This is a genomic window from Lysinibacillus sp. NPDC096418, from assembly GCF_044762775.1.
Taxonomy (GTDB): Bacteria; Bacillota; Bacilli; order Bacillales_A; family Planococcaceae; genus Lysinibacillus.
This window is the reverse complement of sequence record NZ_JBIWEY010000008.1, coordinates 119,263-139,194: the sequence shown is the minus strand read 5'-3', so window position 1 is coordinate 139,194 and position 19,932 is coordinate 119,263. Positions and strand designations below refer to the sequence as shown.

Sequence of the window (19,932 nt, the reverse complement as noted above, 5' to 3'; positions counted from 1 at the left end):
ACAACAATTATCGTTACCAATGGAATCTAAAAAGGATGGCTCCTGTACAATACAGAAACCATCTCTTAGCTGCTTAATCTCTTTTTTTAGTTTGTCCTTGACTTAGGTACCACATTACTGTTTAGTATACCTTTTTTAGATTTAGCATTGATAATCCATACATAGAAAGTCCGAAAAATAAACCTGCACCACTCCATATAAAAATATCAAATGAAGAAATTGATATTTTTTCAGAGCTAAGATAAGGAAATACATAACACATAAAAACAAACATTTGTAATCCCCATGATATTCCAGCTTTAATACTTGAATTTCTTAATATTTTCTTTTTCTCTAAAAATTCTTCTTTTGTTCCACATTCTGTCTCATTTAAATTACCTTTTTTCATTTTAATTATTATGTAATTGGCATAAATAATGTTAATAAAAAAAATAATTATTGTCCCGATTGATGTAGTTTGATTCATAGTATCTATTACTAACATAATAAACATTGCTAGCATATTCAAATACCATAGACCAACCCCTGCAAAAGCTAATTCTTTATTTATCTCTTGCTTTTGATATTCATCTCTCTCACTCATTGCCCCTATAAAGTTTGTATATATTTTTTCTTTCCACTTCTGTTTCATAATTTAATTATCCTCCCAAAATAAAGTATTTAAATCTGTTTTTAGAGCCTTTGCTAATTCAATACATAAAGATAAAGATGGATTATATTTATTGTTTTCAATCAAATTTATTGTTTGTCGGGCAACATTAACCTTTCTAGCTAATTCTAATTGAGAAAGTCCTTCTAATTTTCGATATTTAGTAACATTATTCAAACGTACACCACCTTCAAAAATCAAAAATGAAGTCATATATATGTGACATTATATCTTTAGATTTCATAAAATGTCAATTATATATGACAAAATTGATTTGCTAATAGAAGAATTACTAGTAAATCTCCATAAACAAAAAAAAAATCAGGCGCTCATAAATACTGAGTACCTGGTCTTTTTTTGTTTATTTACCGGATTACAATTCCTTTTCACGAGCTTCAATCAGCTGCTTTAATTATTTCAGTTCTTCTAGTTCACAATACTTATTAATGTACGTTTTAGCTGTACTTTTTGCTGATTGTTTACGTGTCTTTTCTCTATTCTTTTCTAGGTAAGCTTGGGTAGCTCGTTTTTGTGCTTCAGAGGTTTTTTTCCGTCATTGATTATTCACCACTTGGATTAATATTCTCTTACTTCAAATGAAGTAATCTTATCATGTACGATATATTCCGTTACCTTTTTATAAGGAGAAATTGTTTTTGAGAACTTGAATGTTAAAGTACCTTGAGCACTTTCGAACCAATTTAAGTAATTGTTTAAAATAGTATTAGTTACATCGTATTCTTTTGTAATACCATTCACTAAAGTGATACTAAGAATCGCACTTGATGATTCATTATTTGGTTTTTTAACGATAACTGTAGCAGATGCAACTAGTTCTGTATTTTCAATCTTAGCGGTAATAACTACTTCGCCTTCACGAATGGCTGTCACATTACCATTGTGGTCGACAGTAGCAATTGAGTCATCGCTAGAAGACCATATTACTTTTAGTGTATCTGGAGAAGTTATAGCTGTTAATGTTTCTTGGCTACCTTCCAAAAGTTCTAATGTATTTCTATCTAATGAGATTGATATTTCAACTTCTTCAGGAGCTAACAATATGCCATCAACATCGATCGCATCAAACGTTAAATATGAAGTGTCATCAGATTTTTCTATTAAAACAGTGTGTTTTGTATTTGTTAAACCATCTTTCTCATATACTAAAGTTTGCCATGGAATAGTAGAACTAGTTGTATAAGCTGAATAATAATCCACTAACTCTCCATCAATTGTAACTTTTGTATTTTTATCGCGATTTTGGTGCGGCGCATCTATTATACGAAATTTTGTGCCTATAAAATCAAATTTAAAATAAGTTCCTATGGAGTTTCCTGGAGATTGACCATTTTTATATGCAAGATTTGGTTGAGATTGATAGAACATTTTATTTTTTATAATTAATGGGGTGGAATCATCATATCTCTTCCATCCCTTTTCTGGCTTTAATAATCTACTACCAATTTTAGCACTATTTTCGGGAGTATTATTTAAATTAGTTACACCTTCTTCATAATCCACAGCTTCTGCAGCTGAAGCACTTTCCATACTAAAGCTACCTATTACTAACAGTATTAACGTTAAATAAATAAAACCTTTTTTAAATAAATTAACCACGTATGTACCCTCCTTTAAAATTGTATAAGGTCAATTATTTGAATGACCTATAATCACAACTTTAACTATTAGTTGTTTTATTTACCATAATAAAATTCATTTATTAATAATAAAAATGTGTAATTTAGTATACAAAAAAGCCTATTTACTCAATTGATTTTTGAGCCTGGGCTTATACATTACGTGCGGTATTTACAGGTGATTTTAATAAGGCTGTAGAGCGTTTTAATAATAAGGTGAACAATTTACCATCTATAGAAGAAACACCATATAAAGAACGTCCACTACCTTTCTGTAATTGGTTAAACGAACGCTATGGCCTTCCACAATAAACAAGTAGTAAGAGACCTAATTTAGAGAACTGGCTTGAATGGTAGATTAGAGAAATTAAGTTAAGGTAAATCATGCTAATATTATTATAGAGTCAATGGTAGAATATAGATTGATAGTAAATAATACTAAGATATTTTGCTTTCTAAAAACAAACTGTGTAGGGGGAAATAATGAAGAAATTATTTATTATGTTACTAACAGCATTTGTATTTGCGGTAGTAAATCCAACGAAATCAGAAGCAAAAGTGATGTATGATGGAGCAGAAGTTGTAAAAGGTCAAACAGGGAAAATGACCTTTAAAAAAGATATCAAGGTATATAAGAAAAATCCAAATGGTTCGTTTGATTCTTTAGTGGTTAAGCGAAATAACTTTTTTAAAACGTATGATATTGAAAAATATGATGGCAAAACGTTCTACCAAATGGGGCAATATCGGGTACAAGCAACGGATTTGGTAGTTTTCAAAGAAGTACCAATAGAAATTCGTTCATCTTTCTATAACGACCCAATTTACATTAATATTAATCGTGATAATGGTATGGGTTCGTATGGATATTATTTTCTTAGATATCAACTCACTTTCCTGGATAATGGTTACGTTGACCATTGTTTTAGTGATGGAGATGAGGGAACAGATTGTGATAGGTATCTTGGTACAGATTTTAAAATAACTGAGAGGATAGAAAGAGAATACGGAATGCGTTACGAGATATCAAAAAATGCAGAAGGTAAAGGTGTTCCATTAAAAGAATCTAAAACTGAAAAAATTATGGAAAAGGGAAGCATTGTTTTTGCAAAAGGTCTTGAAATTAATGGGTATCTAAATGTAGGCATAGAAGGAAATGACCAAGAATATTTTTGGGTTCCGGTAAATTTATTGAAGCCAGTTGGAGATAAGTGATAGATTATGAATTATATATAGCTCTCTTATTTTTTTGATAAGGGGGCTATTTTATATGGTTGGTTGACATGCGGATAAGATGTCTTGGGTTTAGCTGAATAAACTATAAAAAGACCACTCTGTGATGGGTGGTCTTAATTTTTGCTTAAATTATAATGAAGTTGACTTATTTTTTTTCATTAATAATAAGGTCTGTTCCATGTGGGCGAGGGAGTTCAATATGTTCGACACGCTTAATGATTCATTAATGATTCATGTTTATAAAACAGGTCATGAAGGTGATGCACCACTTGCTGCTTTTTCACCACGTAAAGCAAAAATTAGTTTGTATTTTGCACCTGACGACCCTGAACGTGAAGCGTTACTTGCTAGATTCGGTAAGCATACGTCTGGAAAAGCATGTGTCTACATTAACAAAGTAGACGATATTAATACAGACGTATTGAAGGAGTTAATCAGCAAATCGGTTGTGTTTACACAGAACCAGTATCCCAAAGAATGAAAGCGTGAAATTAGAGTGCGAAAAGCTGTTAATTTTGCGCTGATCGCATTTTTCTATATCGCTATACTTTTTAAAGAAGTGTAGAAATTTGATATGTTTTGTGGATATGTGATAGTTTTGCCATATATAACTGATGGTTTTAATAGTGATGTTAAGTTCGCTCATGAGTTCAGCAGATTTTAAAAAGAGAGCGTTAATATGTGTTAAGGAGATTGAAGTATGACAGAATTTTGGGAATCCAGTTTTATAGAAAATCAAACAATGTGGGGATTTGAACCTACTGACTCTGCAATCGTGACAAAGGACTTTTTCCTTGATAAGGATGTTAAGGATATATTGGTTCCGGGTATGGGATATGGCAGAAATGCAAAGGTTTTTATAGACCATGGAATAGATGTAACTGGTATTGAGATTTCAAAAACAGCGATTAATTTGGCGAGGCAAAACGGGCTTGATATTAATGTTTTTCATGGTTCAGTAGCAGACATGCCTTTTGATAATAAGCTTTATGACGGTGTATTTTGTCATGCACTTATTCATTTATTGAATAAAAACGAGAGAGATAAGTTTATTAAAGATTGCTATAATCAGTTAAAGCCGGACGGATATATGATTTTTACTACTATTTCAAAAGAAGCTCCGATGTTTGGCAAAGGCAAAAAACTAGGTAAAGACTATTTCGAGATAATGGAAGGGGTTAAAATGTTTTTTTATGATTCTGACTCGATAATACAAGAGTTTGGTGAATATGGACTAATAGAAATTTCGGAAATTGTTGAGCCACATAAGAATATGAAAAATAAGCCTCCATTTAAATTTTTAATGATAAAATGTCAAAAAAAATTAAAATAACAGGATAAAAAGTTTATTTGTAATTAAAAGACCATCAAAAGTCTATGCATTATTCTTAGAGGCGAATTAAGGGAAGTTAAAGCGACTTTCCTTAATTCGTCTTCTTTTTAATCTCACTCAAAATTTTATAACTGAATGATACGGTTATAAATAGTACGTGCTCTGGAAGCATTATTTGTGCCATGAATAATGGCACGTCCATCTTTAAAAATTACTACTCGATAGTCTTCGAAAGAACAAGAAAGTAAATAAGGATTGATCGTTATTTTTGTCACAAGTGGTTTTATGTGCTCTCTTAAGGACTGAATGGGAATCGGTAGGGGAGAGCTTGGGAGAATTTGGACGGCATCCCTCCCGCATAAAACGTCTGTCTTTGTTTGGTTTTCGAATGATAAATACGGATAAGTTGCCTGCTCACTGCATGTTGGGCAATGTGTATTTTTCATGTTAGCTATATTGATTTCTGATTTTTCGTTTTTCCAAATTTCAAGTGATTGAAGCGTTGGAATAAGCTTATGGCCAGTGAGGAGCTTTAAGGCTTGTGTCACTTGAAGGGATGCAATGATTTGAACGATTGGACTAATCACACCAACTGTATCACATGTCATTCCATCAAGTGGTAGGTGAGTCATGAGACAGTGTAAGCATGGCGTTTGTCCAGGGATAATAGGGAAAGTTAAGCCGTAACTCCCGACACAAGCACCGAATATAAATGGAATGCTGTGTTTAACCGCTGCGTCATTGACAACCATTCTAGTTTCGAAATTGTCTGTCGCATCAATAATGATCGATTGATTTTTTACCAATGCTTCTATATTAGAGCTGTTGATATCCATGATGTGACTGTTAATCGTAATCTCGCTGTTGATTTGTTGTAAGCGAGTTTTGGCAGCAACTGCTTTTGGCAGTTTATCACTTGCATCCGCTTCCGTATAAAGCTGCTGTCTTTGTAAGTTGCTAAATTCCACATAATCACGGTCTACAATCGTCAGTGTGCCGACGCCAGCCCTAGCAAGCATTTCTGCACTAGCAGAACCTAGAGCGCCTGCACCGATTATTAATGCTTGTGCATGTTGAATTTGAGCTTGCCCTTTATCACCTAAAAATAGTGCCTGTTTTTGATAGCGGGTATTCAAGAAGTCACCATCCCCGTAATAGGACTACTCGCTTCACCGTAGTTTTTTGCTGCTATTCTGCCAGCTTGGTAGCCTAGTTGGCCGGCTTCTATTGCGAGCTTCATGGCTAGTGCCATTTTTACAGGGTCTTGTGCGCCTGAAACAGCTGTGTTAAGTAGTACTCCGTCAGCACCTAACTCCATTGCAAATGCTGCATCCTTTGGTGATCCAATACCAGCATCCACAATGACAGGAACAGAGGATTGATCAATTATAAACTGAAGATTTAATGGGTTAATCAGCCCTTTTCCAGAGCCAATCGGGGAAGCACCAGGCATAATTGCATGGACGCCAAGCTGTTCTAGTCTTTTGGCTAAGACGACATCATCGGATGTGTAAGGTAGCACGATAAAACCTTCTTCTAATAACATTTCAGAAGCCATTAATGTTTCAACTGGGTCTGGTAAGAGTGATTTGTTGCAGCCGATAACTTCGACTTTAATCATGTCACATAGACCAGAAGCTTTTGCCAGTTTGGCAATCCGTACAGCTTCTTCCGCCGTTTTTGCGCCAGCTGTATTTGGGAGTAACTTATATTTTGTTAGATCTAATTGTTCGAGAAAGTTTGGTTGAGATGATTCGAAGATATTCATTCTTCGTACTGCAAATGTTAAAATCTCTGTTCCTGAAATTTCTACTGCTTCTTTTTGAACCTCAAAGGAAGGGAATTTCCCTGTTCCTAGTAATAGATTTGATTTGAATGTGTGATTTCCTATTGTTAACATGATTATCCTCCTCCTACAAAATGCACAATTTCTATTGCGTCTCGGTCAGACAACATCTGTGATGCGTACCGTTCTTTATAGACAATCTCTTTATTCAGTTCTACTACGACAATGCGATTTTCTAACGAATATAACGCTAGTAAGTCTTGAACCGACTGTACAGTTTCAGGTAGTTCAGTAGATTTTCCATTTAATTGAATAGCGCGCATAGTTTCACCCCCTTAAAAGCGATTAACTTTAAATGCGTCAATCCATTCTTTTTTAACTTCTTGTTTGACAATCAAATCTCGAATCATTTGTCCTGTTGCAGGTGCTAACAAAATGCCATTTCGAAAGTGACCCGTGGCAAATAAAATACCTTCATCTTCAGGGTGGTAGCCAATAAACGGTTTTTTATCAAAGGTTTGAGGACGTAACCCTGCCCAACAAGATTCAATTTTCAAATCGGTAACAGTTGGAAGCATTGTTTTAGCTTTCGCAATGAGACTTTCTAAACCACCAAGTGTAGGCTGTTCGTGCCAATCATTTTTCACCATAGTTGCCCCAATGACTAGTCTACCGTTATTTCGCGGTACGATATAACAGTGTTCATGGAATAGCGTATGCTTTAGAAGCGGCTGTACACTGGAAACAGAGATGCATTCACCTTTGACAGGAGAGAGTGTGTGGTGCAAACCGAGCTGATGGAAAAAGCTTGAGCTCCAGACACCATTGGCAACAACGACTGTCTTAGCTTGGAAAGCGCCTTTATTTGTTTTGATTATGTAGATGCTATCCTCTTTTTGAATTGCAAAAACGGGCGTATATTCAAAGATAGAAGCACCATATATTTGAGCACATTTGCTAAAGGCCAGACATGTAGAGTGGGGGAGCACATGAACATCATCTTCAATATAAGCTGCGCCAAAAATATTTGATGACACTGCGTTCTCTCTGTTTCTCATTTCAACACTGTCATACCAGCTAACAGTCGGAAGAGAGAGGGTAGCACTAAGCTCCTCTTTTTCTTGCTCCGAGAAAGCAAGCTGAAAAATCCCACCTTTTCTAAGTTCGATATCGACACCACTTAACTCTCTAAGTTCATCTTTAAGGTCAAAATAGGTTAATTGACTACTTCGAGCAAACGGATAAAAAATCTCAAAATCATCACATTCTGAATGGGCCCCCAACATGCCTGCTGCCGCTCTCGTGGATTTACTTGCAATTTGTTTTTCTTCAAAAACAGCTACATCAATTTTTTCTTTCGCTAAATAGTAAGCGATGGAACAACCAATAATGCCACCACCAATGATTGCCACATCATAATTTGTTTTCATATTCATACTCCTGACATTTTTTTGAATATATTAATGCTGATTTATAAGGATTATCTGAAGAGAAAATACCAGACATAATGGCAATACCATCTGCTTTTGCCTCTCGAAGTTGGTATACGCGCTCTGGAGTTATACCCCCAATAGCAAAAACGGGAATCTGTAACTCTTTTTTTATATCGAACAAGGCATGTACGCCATTTGGGACTATTCCTTCTTTGCAATTTGTTTCAAAACAATGCCCATACAGCACATAATCTGCCCCATCCGCCTCCGCTTGTTTGGCTTCTGAGAGTGAATGAACCGAACGACCAATCCGTAGGTGAGGGAAGGATGCTCGTACTTCCTTCACGGGAAGGCTATGTGATGGTAGATGAATGTTTGGGTTATCTGTTAGTAGTGCAATATCTAAACGATCATGAATGACAATCTTTTCTTTGTTCACCCCGAGTTGTACTAAAAGATTTACGAGTAACAGAATTTCATGTGCTGTTTTTGATTTTTCACGTATGTGAATGTAATCGACAAGCTGATGAATGTTAGTTAATTTGCTAGCTAATTCGTGAACGGTATGTGAATCATCCGTCATGGCAATCAGTTTCATATTGTTTGCCCCCTTAATCATAAATTGACGCAAAAAAACCACTAACCTAATAAAAAGGAAAGTGGTTTTGTTAATTGTACGAAAAAAGCACAAAAACAATAAACACTTCCCTACGCAGATACGAATCTGTTCAGGTTATGAGGGTTTAAAAGTAGCTACTTTATTCTCAGCCCTTATCAAGGGATCCCCTAGTGAATTGATTGAATATTTTTATCTTAAAATAGTAAATTGTTTCATGTATCAAATATATTTTTTCCATAGTTAATACTAAGTTAAAGTATCATAATAATAAAAAACATTCAACGGAAATCTGAAAATTCAATTAAAGTTAGGTCTTTTTTCGTTAATATTGGGTATGTATGAATATAATAAAAGCTAAATGTAAACGGAACTTCAATAAATGGGAATTTGTATTATTTATGTATTCGGTTCGGAAGTATAAAATTTCATAAAATGTTGAGCTTCATCAGTTGTTCGGAGCTGTGCCCGCGGAAAGCGTCTGCCGTAGCGGTGAACAATGGCTACGAAGTAGACTAAAAAACAAAGCCTCAGAAATTTTACGATTAGTAAAATTTTCGAGGCTTTTCATTTTTGATGTTAGCTGTTTTGTCCCAGCCTCTTTTACTTTAGCGTCAGAACGATATCTAGTGGCATTCATGTGCTGTCACCTTCTTTCTTAATTGAAAATGTAGTCTACGCAATAGAAGGCTGTGTTTTATAATGTTTTGAATTTGAATCGAAAGGGTATTTAGAAAAAAACAAAATAATATCGGATTTATTGTTGCTTGTAATAATATGTCGATTTGTATCATTTATTAAGTTATCTTATATTTTTTAGAAATGATGGCATATTGAGTGGTATAATCTAAATCCTTTTCTCTAAAAATGGTTGTTATGTTTTTTGAAATCTAATTAAAGAATGATAGCCCCTTAATTAAAAAAGATGAGGAGGGTACAAATGTTAGCTACTTGGACTTGGGTGAGTACCATTGTATTAAGTCTGTTTTTTATTTTAATGTCATTAGTATTTAGAAAGAAATCGAGTGAAAGTTTTTTGCAGTTTGCTATTGCAGGCGGGACACTTCCCTTTTTTCTAATTTTATTTAGCGATATTGCAACAATAATGGGCGTTGGGAATTTTATTGGACACTCTTCAAAAGGCTTTGAATCAGGTATTGCGAATATTCCATTCATTATTGGTGAACAAGGTTCCAAAATCCTGTTTGCTTTAATTTTTGCGGGTTTTGCAGCCCGTTTTACTTACAAGAGTATTGGTGAACTACTTAATGATTTGATTCTAAGAGATAGAATTTCTAGGGCAATTGTAGGGATTCTAACTTCTGGCATCATGATTGCGTGGATTGGTGGTCAAGCAAAAGGAATGGGCTCATTATTTGCCGTGTTTACCAATACGGATCCTTTGCCACTAATCTTCTTTTTCTCTGGCGTCTTTATTTTATATACGATGATCGGTGGCATGTACTCCGTAGTTTGGACTGATTTTGTTCAAGGTGTTCTATTAATTGGTCTTGCAGTTTGGTTTTACATTAGCGTGTTCGCAAAAATTGATTTTAGCTATTCAAAATTAAAGACAATGTTACTAGAAGTGGATGCTGGACAATTAACAGAATTGAGTATTTCCGGATGGGAAGTAGTAACGTTATTTATTACTGGATGCTTTGGTATTTTAGCAGCTCAAGTATATTGGCAACGTAGTTTTGCCGCGGATAATCCAAAATCCGCAAGTAGGGCAATGTTGTATAGTGGTTTTTTTGCGATTATATTTACTATTTTATCTTCTGTTACAGGAATGATTGTTAAAGCAATGAATCCAAGCTTAGAGGCGGGAAATGCAGTCTCGTGGTTAATCATGAACGAAATGACCGAACTAGCAGCCCTTTTATTCTTTATTTTAATTTTCTTAGCGGCCATTTCAAGCGCATCTTCACAATTGCATTCAGCTGCCATTGTTATTGTGAACGATGTTGTGATTCCTTTCAAAAAAGGTTTGAAAGATAAAACGTTAATAAAGCTATCTAAATGGTTAGTCGTACTTGTAGGCATCTTCTCGATTACTGCGGCCATTTATTCTGAATCGATCATTAGCTTATTTTCATTTGCATATACGATGGCAGGTGGTGGAGTAGTGCCTGTATTAATCGTGGGGCTCTTGTGGAAATCTCGTAAATCGGAACAATTTGAAATGGGTTCCCACAATAGTAAAGTATCCATTTGGGGTGGAAGAGTAGGTTTAATTTCGGGGGCTACTTTTGCAATTTTGTTCGGTATTTTGTGGGGTGTGTTGGCTTCAGTGATACTAACAATTGTTGTTTCAATAGTTCTGCCAAATAAAAGAGAGTTTAATAAAATTGAATTTAACCAAACTGAAAGCTAAAGATTCCATCTGTTTTGAGGGAAATTGAAAGGCTAAAGTCAGTAACCTATTTCTTAGGGGGCTAAGGGTTGAGACAAAAAGTTATTGTTATCGGCGGAGGGATAATTGGCACCTCAGTAACTTATTACCTTTCTAAAAAAGATATAGAAGTACTGTTATTTGAGGCAAAAGATATTGCTGCTGGTACGTCTGGATCGTGCGATAAAGCCATAATGCTCCAGTCCAAAAAAACGGGACCAAACTTAGATTTAGCATTGGCGAGTGCTAAGATGTTTGAAAACTTAGAATCGGAACTTGGGGAGGATTTGGAGTACCACAAGGGTGGCGGGATGATTTTAATTGAAAATGAGCTCGAAAATAAATTAATCCAAGAGATGGTGGAAAGGCAAAATCAAGCTGGGTTAGATGTTTCCATTATCACTGGTGAACAAGCGAGAAATAGAATCCCAGCGCTTTCTAAGAAAATAATAGCCGCAACTTGGTGGGAAGAAGATGCAGAAATAAATCCAATGGGGATAACTTTTGCTTTTGCGAAGGCTGCCCAAAGACAAAATGCTACGATTAAATTAAATTGTGAGGTCCAATCTTTACTAATTGAAAGGGATCGAATTGTCGGCATTAAGACTGATGAAGGGGAATTTTATGCAGACAGTGTTGTTGTATGTGCAGGAGTTTGGACTAAAAAACTTTTAGAAACAATTAATATCACAGTGCCTATATTTCCAAGAAAGGGGGTCATTTTAGTGACTGAAAGATTGCCCCCTATTATTAATTGTAATGTTTTGAGTGGGTCATACATCGCTGCGAAATTACAAAAAGAAAATCAAAATCCTTTCAGAATCGCACTTGCTATAGGTCAAACGAAAAGTGGAACGATGTTAATTGGTGGTTCGAGGGAATTTGCAGGATTCGATAGTTCAACGAGTAGTCAGGTAATCCGTGAAATTGCGAAGAAAGCGGTCACTGTTTTTCCTTTTTTGAAAAATGTAAATTTAATTAGGACATTTTCAGGATTCAGACCGTTCACACCAGATAATTTACCAATCATAAGTGAGGTCCCTTCCATAGCGGGGGTATTTATAGCCGCTGGTCATGAAGGGGATGGCATTGCACTAGCTCCAATTACGGGGAAAATAATGTCTGACATGGTCAGTGGGCAAACAATAGATATTGATTTACAAGCTTTTAAAATAGATCGTTTTTCAAATTTCAATGTCTAAACAATAAAATTGTAGTTAATTTTGATTAGGAGCACATGTATGAAAATAGAAGGTGTGAAACAAAACTCAGGTAATCCTGAGGAAATCAACTTTTTATTTAATGGAAAAAAACTAAAGGGTATAGAAGGTCAACCGATAGCTGCAGCATTGATGGTAAATGGTATTCGTTCTTTTAGAAACTGTGAGGTAACAGGTGAAGCTAGAGGGATTTATTGTGGTATTGGTCATTGTTTTGAATGTAGAGCAACTGTAAATGGCGTCCCTAGTCAACGAACATGTTTAACGTTAATAGAAGAAGGTATGATTGTGACGAGTGGGGAGAAGATTCACTTTGGAGTTGAATCTAATGAATGCTGATGTAGTTGTGATAGGTGCGGGTCCTGCAGGTATTAGTTCCGCAATAGAACTTGCCAAACAAGGTTTGAAGGTAGTAGTAATCGATGAATTTTTTAGAACAGGCGGACGTTTATTAGGTCAATTATATGAAGACCCAAAAGCACCAATGGATAACAGACATTGGGATGGGAAAGTTATTGCTACACGGTTAACGGAGGAAGCATTATCGCTAGGTGTAATAATATTATGTAATACAACTGTGTGGAAAATTGAGCGTAATTTTGTGGTTTCGGTTTCAGATAAACAGATTAAGGAAATTCTCGCTAAGGCAATTATTCTCGCAACCGGTGCAATAGAAAAGGCATTACCCGTTTCAAATTGGACAAAAGTAGGCGTAGTAAGTGTAGGCGCTGCTCAAACTTTTACGAATCTTTATAATGTGAAAATAGGAAGCAAAGTTTTATTTGTAGGAATTGATCCGCTTTCTGTTTCAGTTGCCATCGAAATGAAAAATGTAGGAATTGATGTGATAGGGATGTTTTTACCAGCGCCTATGATTCTTACTGGTAGTAAGAGTAATCCGAAAGAAACATTAGAAACGCTTGCACTTGCAGCAGATCTAGCGCCTAATAAAGTTTTTCAGTTATTTGGAAAGTTGATGAAGGGTAAAATAACAAATTTTGTGTTACATCTTTTAAAATTCAATATCCTTAAAATTAATGGTATTCCTATTTACTTTAGAAAAACTGTTATGCAAATTAATGGTGCACAAGAAGTTGAAAGTGTAACAATTCAGAAAATCTCAGTGGATGGTGAGATTCAGGAAAACACGGAAGAAATATTAACTGTCGACACAGTGTGCTTATCAGGAGGTTTGTTGCCATTAGTAGATAGTTCACAATTAGTAAATTGTACGCATGTAGATATTCCAGAAATGGGCGGGATTGTGCCCCTTCATAATCAATATTTAAAAACGACAATCAACGGAATATATGTCGCGGGGAATATAACGGGGATTGAAGGTGCCAAAGTAGCAATGGCTCAGGGGAGGCTAGCAGCTTTAAGTTTGTTGGAAGATTTACAACTTGTTGAGCAGCAAGAAGTTATAAAAGCTTTTGAATCTGTAGAAGAGGCTAGAAAGGCTTCGCCAATATTATTCCTCCCAAACATCAGAAAAGGAAGAAATCTCATGCAAATGAAGTGGGAAGAGTACTTTCACAGGCAGGAGGAGGAGTTTTGAGCAACATAATAGTTTGTCGTTGTGAAGGTGTCTATTTGAAGGAGATTTTGGATTCTATTCGTGAGGGGGCAACGGCTGTCCAAGGAATAAAAAAACGCAACCGAGCTGGTATGGGGTATTGTCAAGGCAGAACATGCCAACCATTGATACGTGATATTTTAATAAAAGAAATTGGTTCGAATTCAGTTGATGAAACCCAGAAAGTACAGCCTCCAATCAGGCCAGTATTACTTGGGGACCTGTAAAGGAAATTGAGAAGTGGTTATTGTGGAAAAGAAGATAACACATATAATAAGGAGCATCGCTTAATTTTAGTTTAAACTACAAAAAGGAGAAGTGTTAGAATCTTTCTTATTTATCTTCAGTATGAATTGTATGTTGAACATGTATTTGTAAGTAGTAGGTATGAAAATGAATTTTGGCTTAAAGAATTTTAATGAGTAAAGCATGAGGTTACATTCTTCTCATGCTTTTTTTATTTAAAGCTGTTCTCTCAAAGGTTATTACTTTAACCTTGAGTAGGGTTCAACTGTAAGTCCTAGAGAGAATATTTATTTTGAATGAATTCGCATCAAGTTCTAATTCTACTTTACTATCTACAATTCCGAGTTCCTCACAACTAATAGATAGTATACTTTCTGACCAATCATTAAACTTAATCATATCCATTTTTATCGGACTGACTAAAAGTTGCCTATCTTTAATCGTTGCTCCTGTTTTTTCGATGTTGTAATAATCAGCGATAATGAAATCCCCAGTGGGTGTTACTGTTAAATCTTGATATATTTTTTGTGTTTCATCTATTGACTCATATTCGGTTACTTCGCTACTTACACAGTCAATTTAAAAAAGATAATCAGAAGTAGCAACTAGAATTTGATTATATTTTTTAGATAATGCAACAGCTCGTTGTGCTCCTCTGAATTGACCGCACCATTCATTAGTATTTTTATCTTCAAATTTGATCCAAGTCCAGTCTTGAGAATTAGACTTATTTGAAATATCATAAATTCTCTCTTTGAATTGCCCTGAGTAGGGTTGTTTTATTATTTCAGCTTTCGTTATCAATCCGTTTATCCTCCACCATTTAGTACGTGTTATCCCTCATTCATTCTGAGTGTACTTTACTACTATAGCAACAATCCTTTTGAAAGTAGCCTTATTTAAACTCGAATTTAGTAAACTAGATTAACAGGTGGGATTGGCATTATAAAAAATGCATCTTATAGGATGCCCCAGTAAAGCACGCTGGCCTAATGAAAACAAACCCTAGTTCTGGTGAATGTTCAAAATAAGGGGTTCTCTTACTTTTTTTGCATACAATAAAAGTTACGTTATAATAATGTATGTTTATGTGAGGGGGGATGAGAGCATGCAATCTAGAATTTTGCTTGTAGAAGATGATGTATCCATTCAAGAAATGGTCCAAGAGTATTTAACAAAAGAAGGTTTTGCTGTTGAGACAGCAGCTGATGGAGAGATTGGACTGATAAAGTTTGCACAAAGTTCATTTGATTTGATTATTCTTGATATAATGATGCCAAAAATTGACGGTTTAGAAGTTGTGAAGCTGATTCGTGAAAAAAGTGCTGTTCCGATTTTAATGATGTCAGCGAGAGATACAGATGTGGATAAGGCTATCGGTTTGGGTCTTGGCGCAGATGATTATATTTGTAAACCATTTTCGATGATTGAATTATCTGCAAGAGTGAAGGCAGGCATACGTCGGTCGACAAAATATTCAGCGCCGGAGAAACAAGAAGAAGTTATTCGAATAGGCGATTTGAAAATAGATATAATCAATTATACGGCTTGGAAGAAAGACGAAGTCATTAAACTTACGTCCAAAGAGTTTGAGCTATTAAAGCTTTTTTCAAAGAATAGTAACCGTGTATTTACGAAAGCTCAAATTTTTCAATACATTTGGAATGAAGAATATTATGGCGATGAAAATGTCATTAATGTTCATATCAGACGACTGCGAGAGAAAATTGAGGATGACCCTTCAAACCCAAAGTATCTTAAAACATTATGGGGAATCGGTTATAAGATGGAAGTGATATAGCATGGTGGCTTTTTTATTGATGATTATTGTCATCCTAATAGGTGTTATTTTTTATCAATATCGCGGGCAGAAAAGTAAAAGTTTGAATTTACTTTATACTTATGAAAAGCTCCAGGATATTGTAGAAAAGCAAACAGGTGAAAAGTTATTAGTGTTTACGGATGATAAAGAATTACAAAAGTTGTTAGTAGCTATTAATCTATTATTAGAAGCCAAGCAAATAGCGCAAGCTAATTACTCTAAAGTAGAAATTTCAATGCGCAAGATGCTTGCGAATGTTTCCCATGATTTGAAAACGCCACTAACGGTTGTCCTTGGATATGTGGAGATATTGCAAACAGATCAGACGCTGAGTGAGGAAGAACGGCGTACATTACTAATGAAAGTGCAGACGAAAACAAATGAAGTCATAGAATTAATTCATAAATTTTTTGACTTGGCAAAATTAGAGTCTGGAGACAAGGAAATCGAGTTAACGAGAATCAATATGAATGAGGTATGTCTGCAAAATATTTTAGCGTTCTATGATTTACTTACGGCAAAAGGATTTTCAGTCCATATTGATATACCAGAAAATCAATTCTATGCACTAGGAAATGCAGAAGTGTTGGGCAGAGTGTTAAACAATTTAATCTCGAATGCCATTACATATGGGGATGATGGGAAAACACTAGGTATGGAACTTAGAAGCGATGAGAAGTTTGTCTATATTGATATTTGGGATACGGGCAAAGGAATTTCGGAGTCACATATCGACAAAGTGTTTGAGCGTATGTATACATTAGAAGATTCAAGAAATCGCCTATACCAAGGTAGTGGACTTGGGCTGACAATCACGAAGCGGCTTGTTGAGGCACTAGGTGGAGAAATTCATCTTTCTAGTAGGCCCTATGAGAAAACCATCTTTACGATTATGGTAAAGAGAATACAGTTTTAGCTTGTAGCAGGAGTTATTCTGCATTCAGTAGTATGGTTATGTATTGCATAATATACAATATATGTTATTATATAACCGACTACTATATTTTATAGTTAGGTACTGTATATTGTATGGTACCTAATATTAAATTATACATAACAATAAAGAAATGGGGAGAGGCTGCGTTGAATGTGCAATTTAAAAAAGGCGTTCTAGAACTATGTGTGCTTGTCCAGCTTGATAAGAAGGATCGGTATGGATATGAACTCGTCCAGAGGATTTCTGACCAAATTGAAATATCGGAAGGTTCTGTCTATCCTTTGTTGAGAAGATTAACAAAGGAAGAGTATTTTACAACTTATTTACAAGAATCCAGGGAAGGCCCTCCAAGAAAATATTATAGGCTTACTGATAAAGGTCGTGCATACTTACATCACTTAATGGAAGAGTGGAAGGCATTCTCTGAGGGAGTAAATCAATTAATTAAGGAGGTGGATCTCCAATGAGTAAAAAACAATTTCTGTTAATTTTAAAAAAGCATTTACGGAAGCTACCCAAAAATGAAAAAGAGGAAATCATACAAGATTATGAAGAATATTTTATGATTGGTGTAGGGGAAGGGAAAATAGAAAGTCAGATTGTAGAAGCCCTTGGTTCACCTAAACAAATAGCTAAAGAATTGAACGCTGTTTATGCTATTAAAAAGGTTGAAGAGAAAAAAAGCATTAGAAATATATTTACGGCATTCTTTTCAATTATGGGATTAAGTGTAATAAATTGTGTAATTATTATTGTGAGTTTAATTATGCTACTAATACTCTTTCCATTTACATTAGCATATATCATTGGGGTCCCTATCATGATTCTATCTCCGTTTATTTTAATTGTAATGGGATTTGTGAATGGATTTAATACAATTGGAAGTGGAGAAATCTTCGAGTGCATAAAAGGGCTTATTATAGGTTCTCTATTAGCATTCCTGGGGTATTATATAGCAAAATTTTTTTTCATACTATTACTAAAATATTTGAGATGGAACATATCAATTGCAAGGGGGAAGCAATTATTATGAGAAAATTGTTTTTTAGTATGTTTATATTAAGCCCATGTTCGCAGGTGGAGCATAATGATGTCATAGAGGATGAAGTTCTTTCTATACAGGATGTGAAGATTTACTAACATCTTTATTTTGCATTAGTGGTACAAATTACCTAAAGGAGTGGTATTTTTGAAAAAGATAATTGTTTTAAGTTCTATTCTATTCGCTGGTATCACATTATCCGGATGTTCAGATATAATTGAAGATCCCGATATTGAAATTGCTATTAAACGAGAAACTGGAAACGGAAGTATTGAATTATTAACACCAAAGATCACAACAAAAGATTATCAATTAGAATTTATGACTGAGGGAATTGATGAAAATAAAGTGACCTTTGTTAATGTTGCCAATAAAACAGTATTTGAACAAAAAATAAAAAATGATGAATCCTACAAACTTAACATTAAGGGTATCAAAGATGCTTATAGGACGGACTACAAGCCCAAAGTTCAACTTTGGCAAACTATAGATGATACTGAAGATGGAGACATAGTAACCTTTAAACAAGTTAGATATACAGTTAAAAAAGATTAGTTTTATAGTTATTTAATTTCAATTAGATGAACAAAAATAAACCCACAAACTATCTTGTTCAACTAAAATGCTTCGTTGGATAAAGTGCACAAGCTTTACAAAAACAGCTAAATAAAAAGAATAATTCATTTGATCTTAAAGTAAAAATGATAATGCTAATAGAATATTTAGATTCCCTAGTTATTTTATTATTGATACGATTGTTGTAGATTAAAAGCCTAAATCCTATCTAGAAAAGAGAGAGGATTTAGGCTTTTTTCTGTGTAAATAATTTATTTTCATGCCATGGTTGGGAGCGAAAAGCTCATGGATGTTTTATTGCATAAAAGGAAAATGTTTTACATATGTTGACATTTTCGTTTCGGTAGATTAGAGTTTAGTTAAGTTAACTTAACTGTTTTGTATAGGGGGATTACAGTGAAACGAAAAAAACTATGGATGGGATTATTAATCTTCATTTTGATTATTATCATTGGTGCATTTTTAATAATCAAAAGTTATTGGGGTTTAACTGATGTAGAGGATGTCAAGTTGGATCCAAATGTAAAATGGTATGACGATTACTATACTATTGAATATATAGATGAGAAAACAATAGCAATAGGTGAACCTCGCTACTATCAACAAAATATAAATTATTTAATTTTAGGAGACGAACATGCAATATTGTTTGATACGGGACCAGGAGTTAGAAATATTAAACCGGTAGTTGATTCACTAACATCATTACCTATTATATTAATGAGTTCTCATTTCCATTATGATCATGTTGGAAATCATGAAGAATTTAATACAGATTCAAGACTATCTTCAAGCCAACTAGTGAATCAAGATCTTTCTAAAGATAACATCTTAATACCTTCTAAAGAATCATTTTCATTTTTGGGTCGCCTTGAAGGTTTTGAAGCTCCAAAAATAAAAGTTAAAGAAATTTTAGAAGAAGGGGCAACTATTGATTTAGGAAACAGAAAATTAGAACTCATCAGTATGCCTGGACATGCAGAATCTTCTATCATGTTATATGATAAGGCAGCCAATCAAGTGTTTACAGGTGACTTCATTTATAAGGGGTCACTATTAGCTACATTTCTATCTGGGACAGACCTAGAAGACTATTTAGTTTCTACAAATAAATTACTTCAACAAATAAATTCTGAGACTAAATTATATGGTGCCCACACTATAGATTTTAATTTACCAACACTTACTCAAAAAGATTTAACAGATCTTCAAAAAGTTTTAGAAAAAATAGAAAGTGGGACTTTCCCTAAAAAAATGAAAATTAACGAAAACTTAGATATTTTATACTGATAAGTGTATGAGGAACCAAATCCCATCCTTCAAACTGAGCAAAAAGTAGATGATTTTTACTATTATAAATTAAATACCAAAGGTTAACTTATGATAATTGTACGTTTGGACGATGCCTTACTACTTGTCGAAGGGGAG

Annotated in this window: 24 protein-coding genes and 1 riboswitch; of the genes, 14 read left to right on the top strand and 10 right to left on the bottom strand. The window is 34.5% G+C overall.

Annotated elements, in window-relative coordinates; genetic code table 11:
* Positions 1-121 precede the first annotated feature (121 nt).
* From ACIQZG_RS09685 to ACIQZG_RS09675, 3 genes are all read right to left on the bottom strand, one after another.
* A complete protein-coding gene (locus ACIQZG_RS09685) occupies positions 122-634 on the bottom strand; it encodes a DUF3278 domain-containing protein (protein ID WP_402754978.1) in 513 nt (170 codons plus the stop codon).
* A complete protein-coding gene (locus ACIQZG_RS09680) occupies positions 635-826 on the bottom strand; it encodes a helix-turn-helix transcriptional regulator (protein ID WP_402754970.1) in 192 nt (63 codons plus the stop codon). It abuts the gene before it with no gap.
* A 399-nt stretch (positions 827-1,225) separates the two neighbouring features.
* Positions 1,226-2,266, bottom strand: coding sequence for an Ig-like domain-containing protein (locus ACIQZG_RS09675; RefSeq protein WP_402754969.1), 1,041 nt, complete (start codon positions 2,264-2,266; stop codon positions 1,226-1,228).
* 503 nt (positions 2,267-2,769) lie between these two features.
* Between ACIQZG_RS09675 and ACIQZG_RS09670 the strand changes: the two genes are divergently transcribed.
* The 3 genes from ACIQZG_RS09670 (at position 2,770) to ACIQZG_RS09660 (ending at position 4,855) form a co-directional block, all read left to right on the top strand.
* Positions 2,770-3,501 carry a hypothetical protein gene (locus tag ACIQZG_RS09670; protein WP_402754968.1) on the top strand — a complete coding sequence of 244 codons (732 nt, stop codon included), beginning with the start codon at positions 2,770-2,772 and terminating at the stop codon, positions 3,499-3,501.
* A gap of 220 nt (positions 3,502-3,721) precedes the next feature.
* On the top strand, positions 3,722-4,003 hold the full coding sequence (locus tag ACIQZG_RS09665; protein WP_402754967.1) for a DUF1801 domain-containing protein: 282 nt from the start codon (positions 3,722-3,724) through the stop codon (positions 4,001-4,003).
* Positions 4,004-4,222: 219 nt separating this feature from the next.
* Positions 4,223-4,855 (top strand): class I SAM-dependent methyltransferase, encoded by a 633-nt coding sequence (locus ACIQZG_RS09660; protein WP_402754966.1) that lies wholly within the window; start codon positions 4,223-4,225, stop codon positions 4,853-4,855.
* A 125-nt stretch (positions 4,856-4,980) separates the two neighbouring features.
* Here the strand turns inward: ACIQZG_RS09660 and ACIQZG_RS09655 are convergent, their stop codons facing one another.
* The 6 genes from ACIQZG_RS09655 to ACIQZG_RS09630 form a co-directional block, all read right to left on the bottom strand.
* Positions 4,981-5,991: a ThiF family adenylyltransferase gene (locus ACIQZG_RS09655; RefSeq protein WP_402754965.1), complete on the bottom strand. Its 1,011-nt coding sequence runs from the start codon at positions 5,989-5,991 to the stop codon at positions 4,981-4,983.
* A complete protein-coding gene (locus ACIQZG_RS09650) occupies positions 5,988-6,761 on the bottom strand; it encodes a thiazole synthase (protein ID WP_402754977.1) in 774 nt (257 codons plus the stop codon). The genes ACIQZG_RS09655 and ACIQZG_RS09650 overlap by 4 nt, the downstream gene beginning before the upstream one ends.
* On the bottom strand, positions 6,758-6,964 hold the full coding sequence (thiS, locus tag ACIQZG_RS09645; RefSeq protein ID WP_402754964.1) for a sulfur carrier protein ThiS: 207 nt from the start codon (positions 6,962-6,964) through the stop codon (positions 6,758-6,760). The genes ACIQZG_RS09650 and thiS overlap by 4 nt, the downstream gene beginning before the upstream one ends.
* A 12-nt stretch (positions 6,965-6,976) precedes the next feature.
* A complete protein-coding gene (gene thiO, locus ACIQZG_RS09640; RefSeq protein WP_402754963.1) occupies positions 6,977-8,071 on the bottom strand; it encodes a glycine oxidase ThiO in 1,095 nt (364 codons plus the stop codon).
* A complete protein-coding gene (gene tenI / locus ACIQZG_RS09635) occupies positions 8,055-8,672 on the bottom strand; it encodes a thiazole tautomerase TenI (protein ID WP_402754962.1) in 618 nt (205 codons plus the stop codon). Before tenI ends, thiO begins: the two co-directional genes overlap by 17 nt.
* A 90-nt stretch (positions 8,673-8,762) precedes the next feature.
* Positions 8,763-8,872: riboswitch (TPP riboswitch) on the bottom strand.
* Positions 8,873-9,138: 266 nt separating this feature from the next.
* Complete coding sequence (locus ACIQZG_RS09630; RefSeq protein ID WP_402754961.1) at positions 9,139-9,330, bottom strand: hypothetical protein; 192 nt, start codon at positions 9,328-9,330, stop codon at positions 9,139-9,141.
* Between the two features lie 300 nt (positions 9,331-9,630).
* Here ACIQZG_RS09630 and ACIQZG_RS09625 point away from each other — a divergent pair, with 300 nt between their 5' ends.
* The 5 genes from ACIQZG_RS09625 to ACIQZG_RS09605 all read left to right on the top strand — a co-directional run bounded on the left by ACIQZG_RS09625 (position 9,631) and on the right by ACIQZG_RS09605 (position 14,108).
* On the top strand, positions 9,631-11,067 hold the full coding sequence (locus ACIQZG_RS09625; protein ID WP_402754960.1) for a sodium:solute symporter family protein: 1,437 nt from the start codon (positions 9,631-9,633) through the stop codon (positions 11,065-11,067).
* Positions 11,068-11,135: 68 nt separating this feature from the next.
* Positions 11,136-12,287, top strand: coding sequence for an NAD(P)/FAD-dependent oxidoreductase (locus ACIQZG_RS09620; protein WP_402754959.1), 1,152 nt, complete (start codon positions 11,136-11,138; stop codon positions 12,285-12,287).
* 39 nt (positions 12,288-12,326) lie between these two features.
* Positions 12,327-12,644, top strand: coding sequence for a (2Fe-2S)-binding protein (locus tag ACIQZG_RS09615; RefSeq protein ID WP_402754958.1), 318 nt, complete (start codon positions 12,327-12,329; stop codon positions 12,642-12,644).
* Positions 12,634-13,863: an NAD(P)/FAD-dependent oxidoreductase gene (locus tag ACIQZG_RS09610; protein WP_402754957.1), complete on the top strand. Its 1,230-nt coding sequence runs from the start codon at positions 12,634-12,636 to the stop codon at positions 13,861-13,863. The genes ACIQZG_RS09615 and ACIQZG_RS09610 overlap by 11 nt, the downstream gene beginning before the upstream one ends.
* Positions 13,860-14,108 carry a (2Fe-2S)-binding protein gene (locus ACIQZG_RS09605; protein ID WP_402754956.1) on the top strand — a complete coding sequence of 83 codons (249 nt, stop codon included), beginning with the start codon at positions 13,860-13,862 and terminating at the stop codon, positions 14,106-14,108. Before ACIQZG_RS09610 ends, ACIQZG_RS09605 begins: the two co-directional genes overlap by 4 nt.
* A gap of 598 nt (positions 14,109-14,706) precedes the next feature.
* Here ACIQZG_RS09605 and ACIQZG_RS09600 read toward each other — a convergent pair.
* The gene (locus ACIQZG_RS09600; protein ID WP_402754955.1) at positions 14,707-14,931 is read right to left on the bottom strand and encodes a hypothetical protein; all 225 of its coding nucleotides are present in this window, start codon (positions 14,929-14,931) and stop codon (positions 14,707-14,709) included.
* A gap of 304 nt (positions 14,932-15,235) precedes the next feature.
* On the opposite strand from ACIQZG_RS09600, the gene ACIQZG_RS09595 reads away from it, so the two are divergent.
* From ACIQZG_RS09595 to ACIQZG_RS09570, 6 genes are all read left to right on the top strand, one after another.
* Positions 15,236-15,928, top strand: a complete 693-nt coding sequence (locus ACIQZG_RS09595) for a response regulator transcription factor (protein WP_402754954.1) — start codon at positions 15,236-15,238, stop codon at positions 15,926-15,928.
* Between the two features lies 1 nt (position 15,929).
* Positions 15,930-16,865: a HAMP domain-containing histidine kinase gene (locus tag ACIQZG_RS09590; protein WP_402754953.1), complete on the top strand. Its 936-nt coding sequence runs from the start codon at positions 15,930-15,932 to the stop codon at positions 16,863-16,865.
* Positions 16,866-17,032: 167 nt separating this feature from the next.
* Positions 17,033-17,353: a PadR family transcriptional regulator gene (locus ACIQZG_RS09585; protein WP_402754952.1), complete on the top strand. Its 321-nt coding sequence runs from the start codon at positions 17,033-17,035 to the stop codon at positions 17,351-17,353.
* Entirely contained in the window at positions 17,350-17,919 is a 570-nt protein-coding gene (locus ACIQZG_RS09580) for an HAAS signaling domain-containing protein (RefSeq protein WP_402754951.1), read from the top strand. Before ACIQZG_RS09585 ends, ACIQZG_RS09580 begins: the two co-directional genes overlap by 4 nt.
* Positions 17,920-18,075: 156 nt before the next feature.
* Positions 18,076-18,483 carry a hypothetical protein gene (locus ACIQZG_RS09575; protein WP_402754950.1) on the top strand — a complete coding sequence of 136 codons (408 nt, stop codon included), beginning with the start codon at positions 18,076-18,078 and terminating at the stop codon, positions 18,481-18,483.
* A 417-nt stretch (positions 18,484-18,900) separates the two neighbouring features.
* Entirely contained in the window at positions 18,901-19,794 is an 894-nt protein-coding gene (locus ACIQZG_RS09570) for an MBL fold metallo-hydrolase (protein ID WP_402754949.1), read from the top strand.
* The last annotated feature ends 138 nt before the right edge of the window (positions 19,795-19,932 follow it).

What these genes read in the sequence shown, in the direction of transcription:
- ACIQZG_RS09670 (WP_402754968.1), top strand. Translation starts at nt 2,770, where the DNA reads ATGAAGAAATTATTTATTATGTTACTAACAGCATTTGTATTTGCGGTA.
- ACIQZG_RS09665 (WP_402754967.1), top strand. Translation starts at nt 3,722, where the DNA reads ATGTTCGACACGCTTAATGATTCATTAATGATTCATGTTTATAAAACA.
- ACIQZG_RS09660 (WP_402754966.1), top strand. Translation starts at nt 4,223, where the DNA reads ATGACAGAATTTTGGGAATCCAGTTTTATAGAAAATCAAACAATGTGG.
- thiS (WP_402754964.1), bottom strand. Translation starts at nt 6,964, where the DNA reads ATGCGCGCTATTCAATTAAATGGAAAATCTACTGAACTACCTGAAACT.
- thiO (WP_402754963.1), bottom strand. Translation starts at nt 8,071, where the DNA reads ATGAAAACAAATTATGATGTGGCAATCATTGGTGGTGGCATTATTGGT.
- tenI (WP_402754962.1), bottom strand. Translation starts at nt 8,672, where the DNA reads ATGAAACTGATTGCCATGACGGATGATTCACATACCGTTCACGAATTA.
- ACIQZG_RS09630 (WP_402754961.1), bottom strand. Translation starts at nt 9,330, where the DNA reads ATGAATGCCACTAGATATCGTTCTGACGCTAAAGTAAAAGAGGCTGGG.
- ACIQZG_RS09625 (WP_402754960.1), top strand. Translation starts at nt 9,631, where the DNA reads ATGTTAGCTACTTGGACTTGGGTGAGTACCATTGTATTAAGTCTGTTT.
- ACIQZG_RS09615 (WP_402754958.1), top strand. Translation starts at nt 12,327, where the DNA reads ATGAAAATAGAAGGTGTGAAACAAAACTCAGGTAATCCTGAGGAAATC.
- ACIQZG_RS09610 (WP_402754957.1), top strand. Translation starts at nt 12,634, where the DNA reads ATGAATGCTGATGTAGTTGTGATAGGTGCGGGTCCTGCAGGTATTAGT.
- ACIQZG_RS09595 (WP_402754954.1), top strand. Translation starts at nt 15,236, where the DNA reads ATGCAATCTAGAATTTTGCTTGTAGAAGATGATGTATCCATTCAAGAA.
- ACIQZG_RS09590 (WP_402754953.1), top strand. Translation starts at nt 15,930, where the DNA reads ATGGTGGCTTTTTTATTGATGATTATTGTCATCCTAATAGGTGTTATT.
- ACIQZG_RS09580 (WP_402754951.1), top strand. Translation starts at nt 17,350, where the DNA reads ATGAGTAAAAAACAATTTCTGTTAATTTTAAAAAAGCATTTACGGAAG.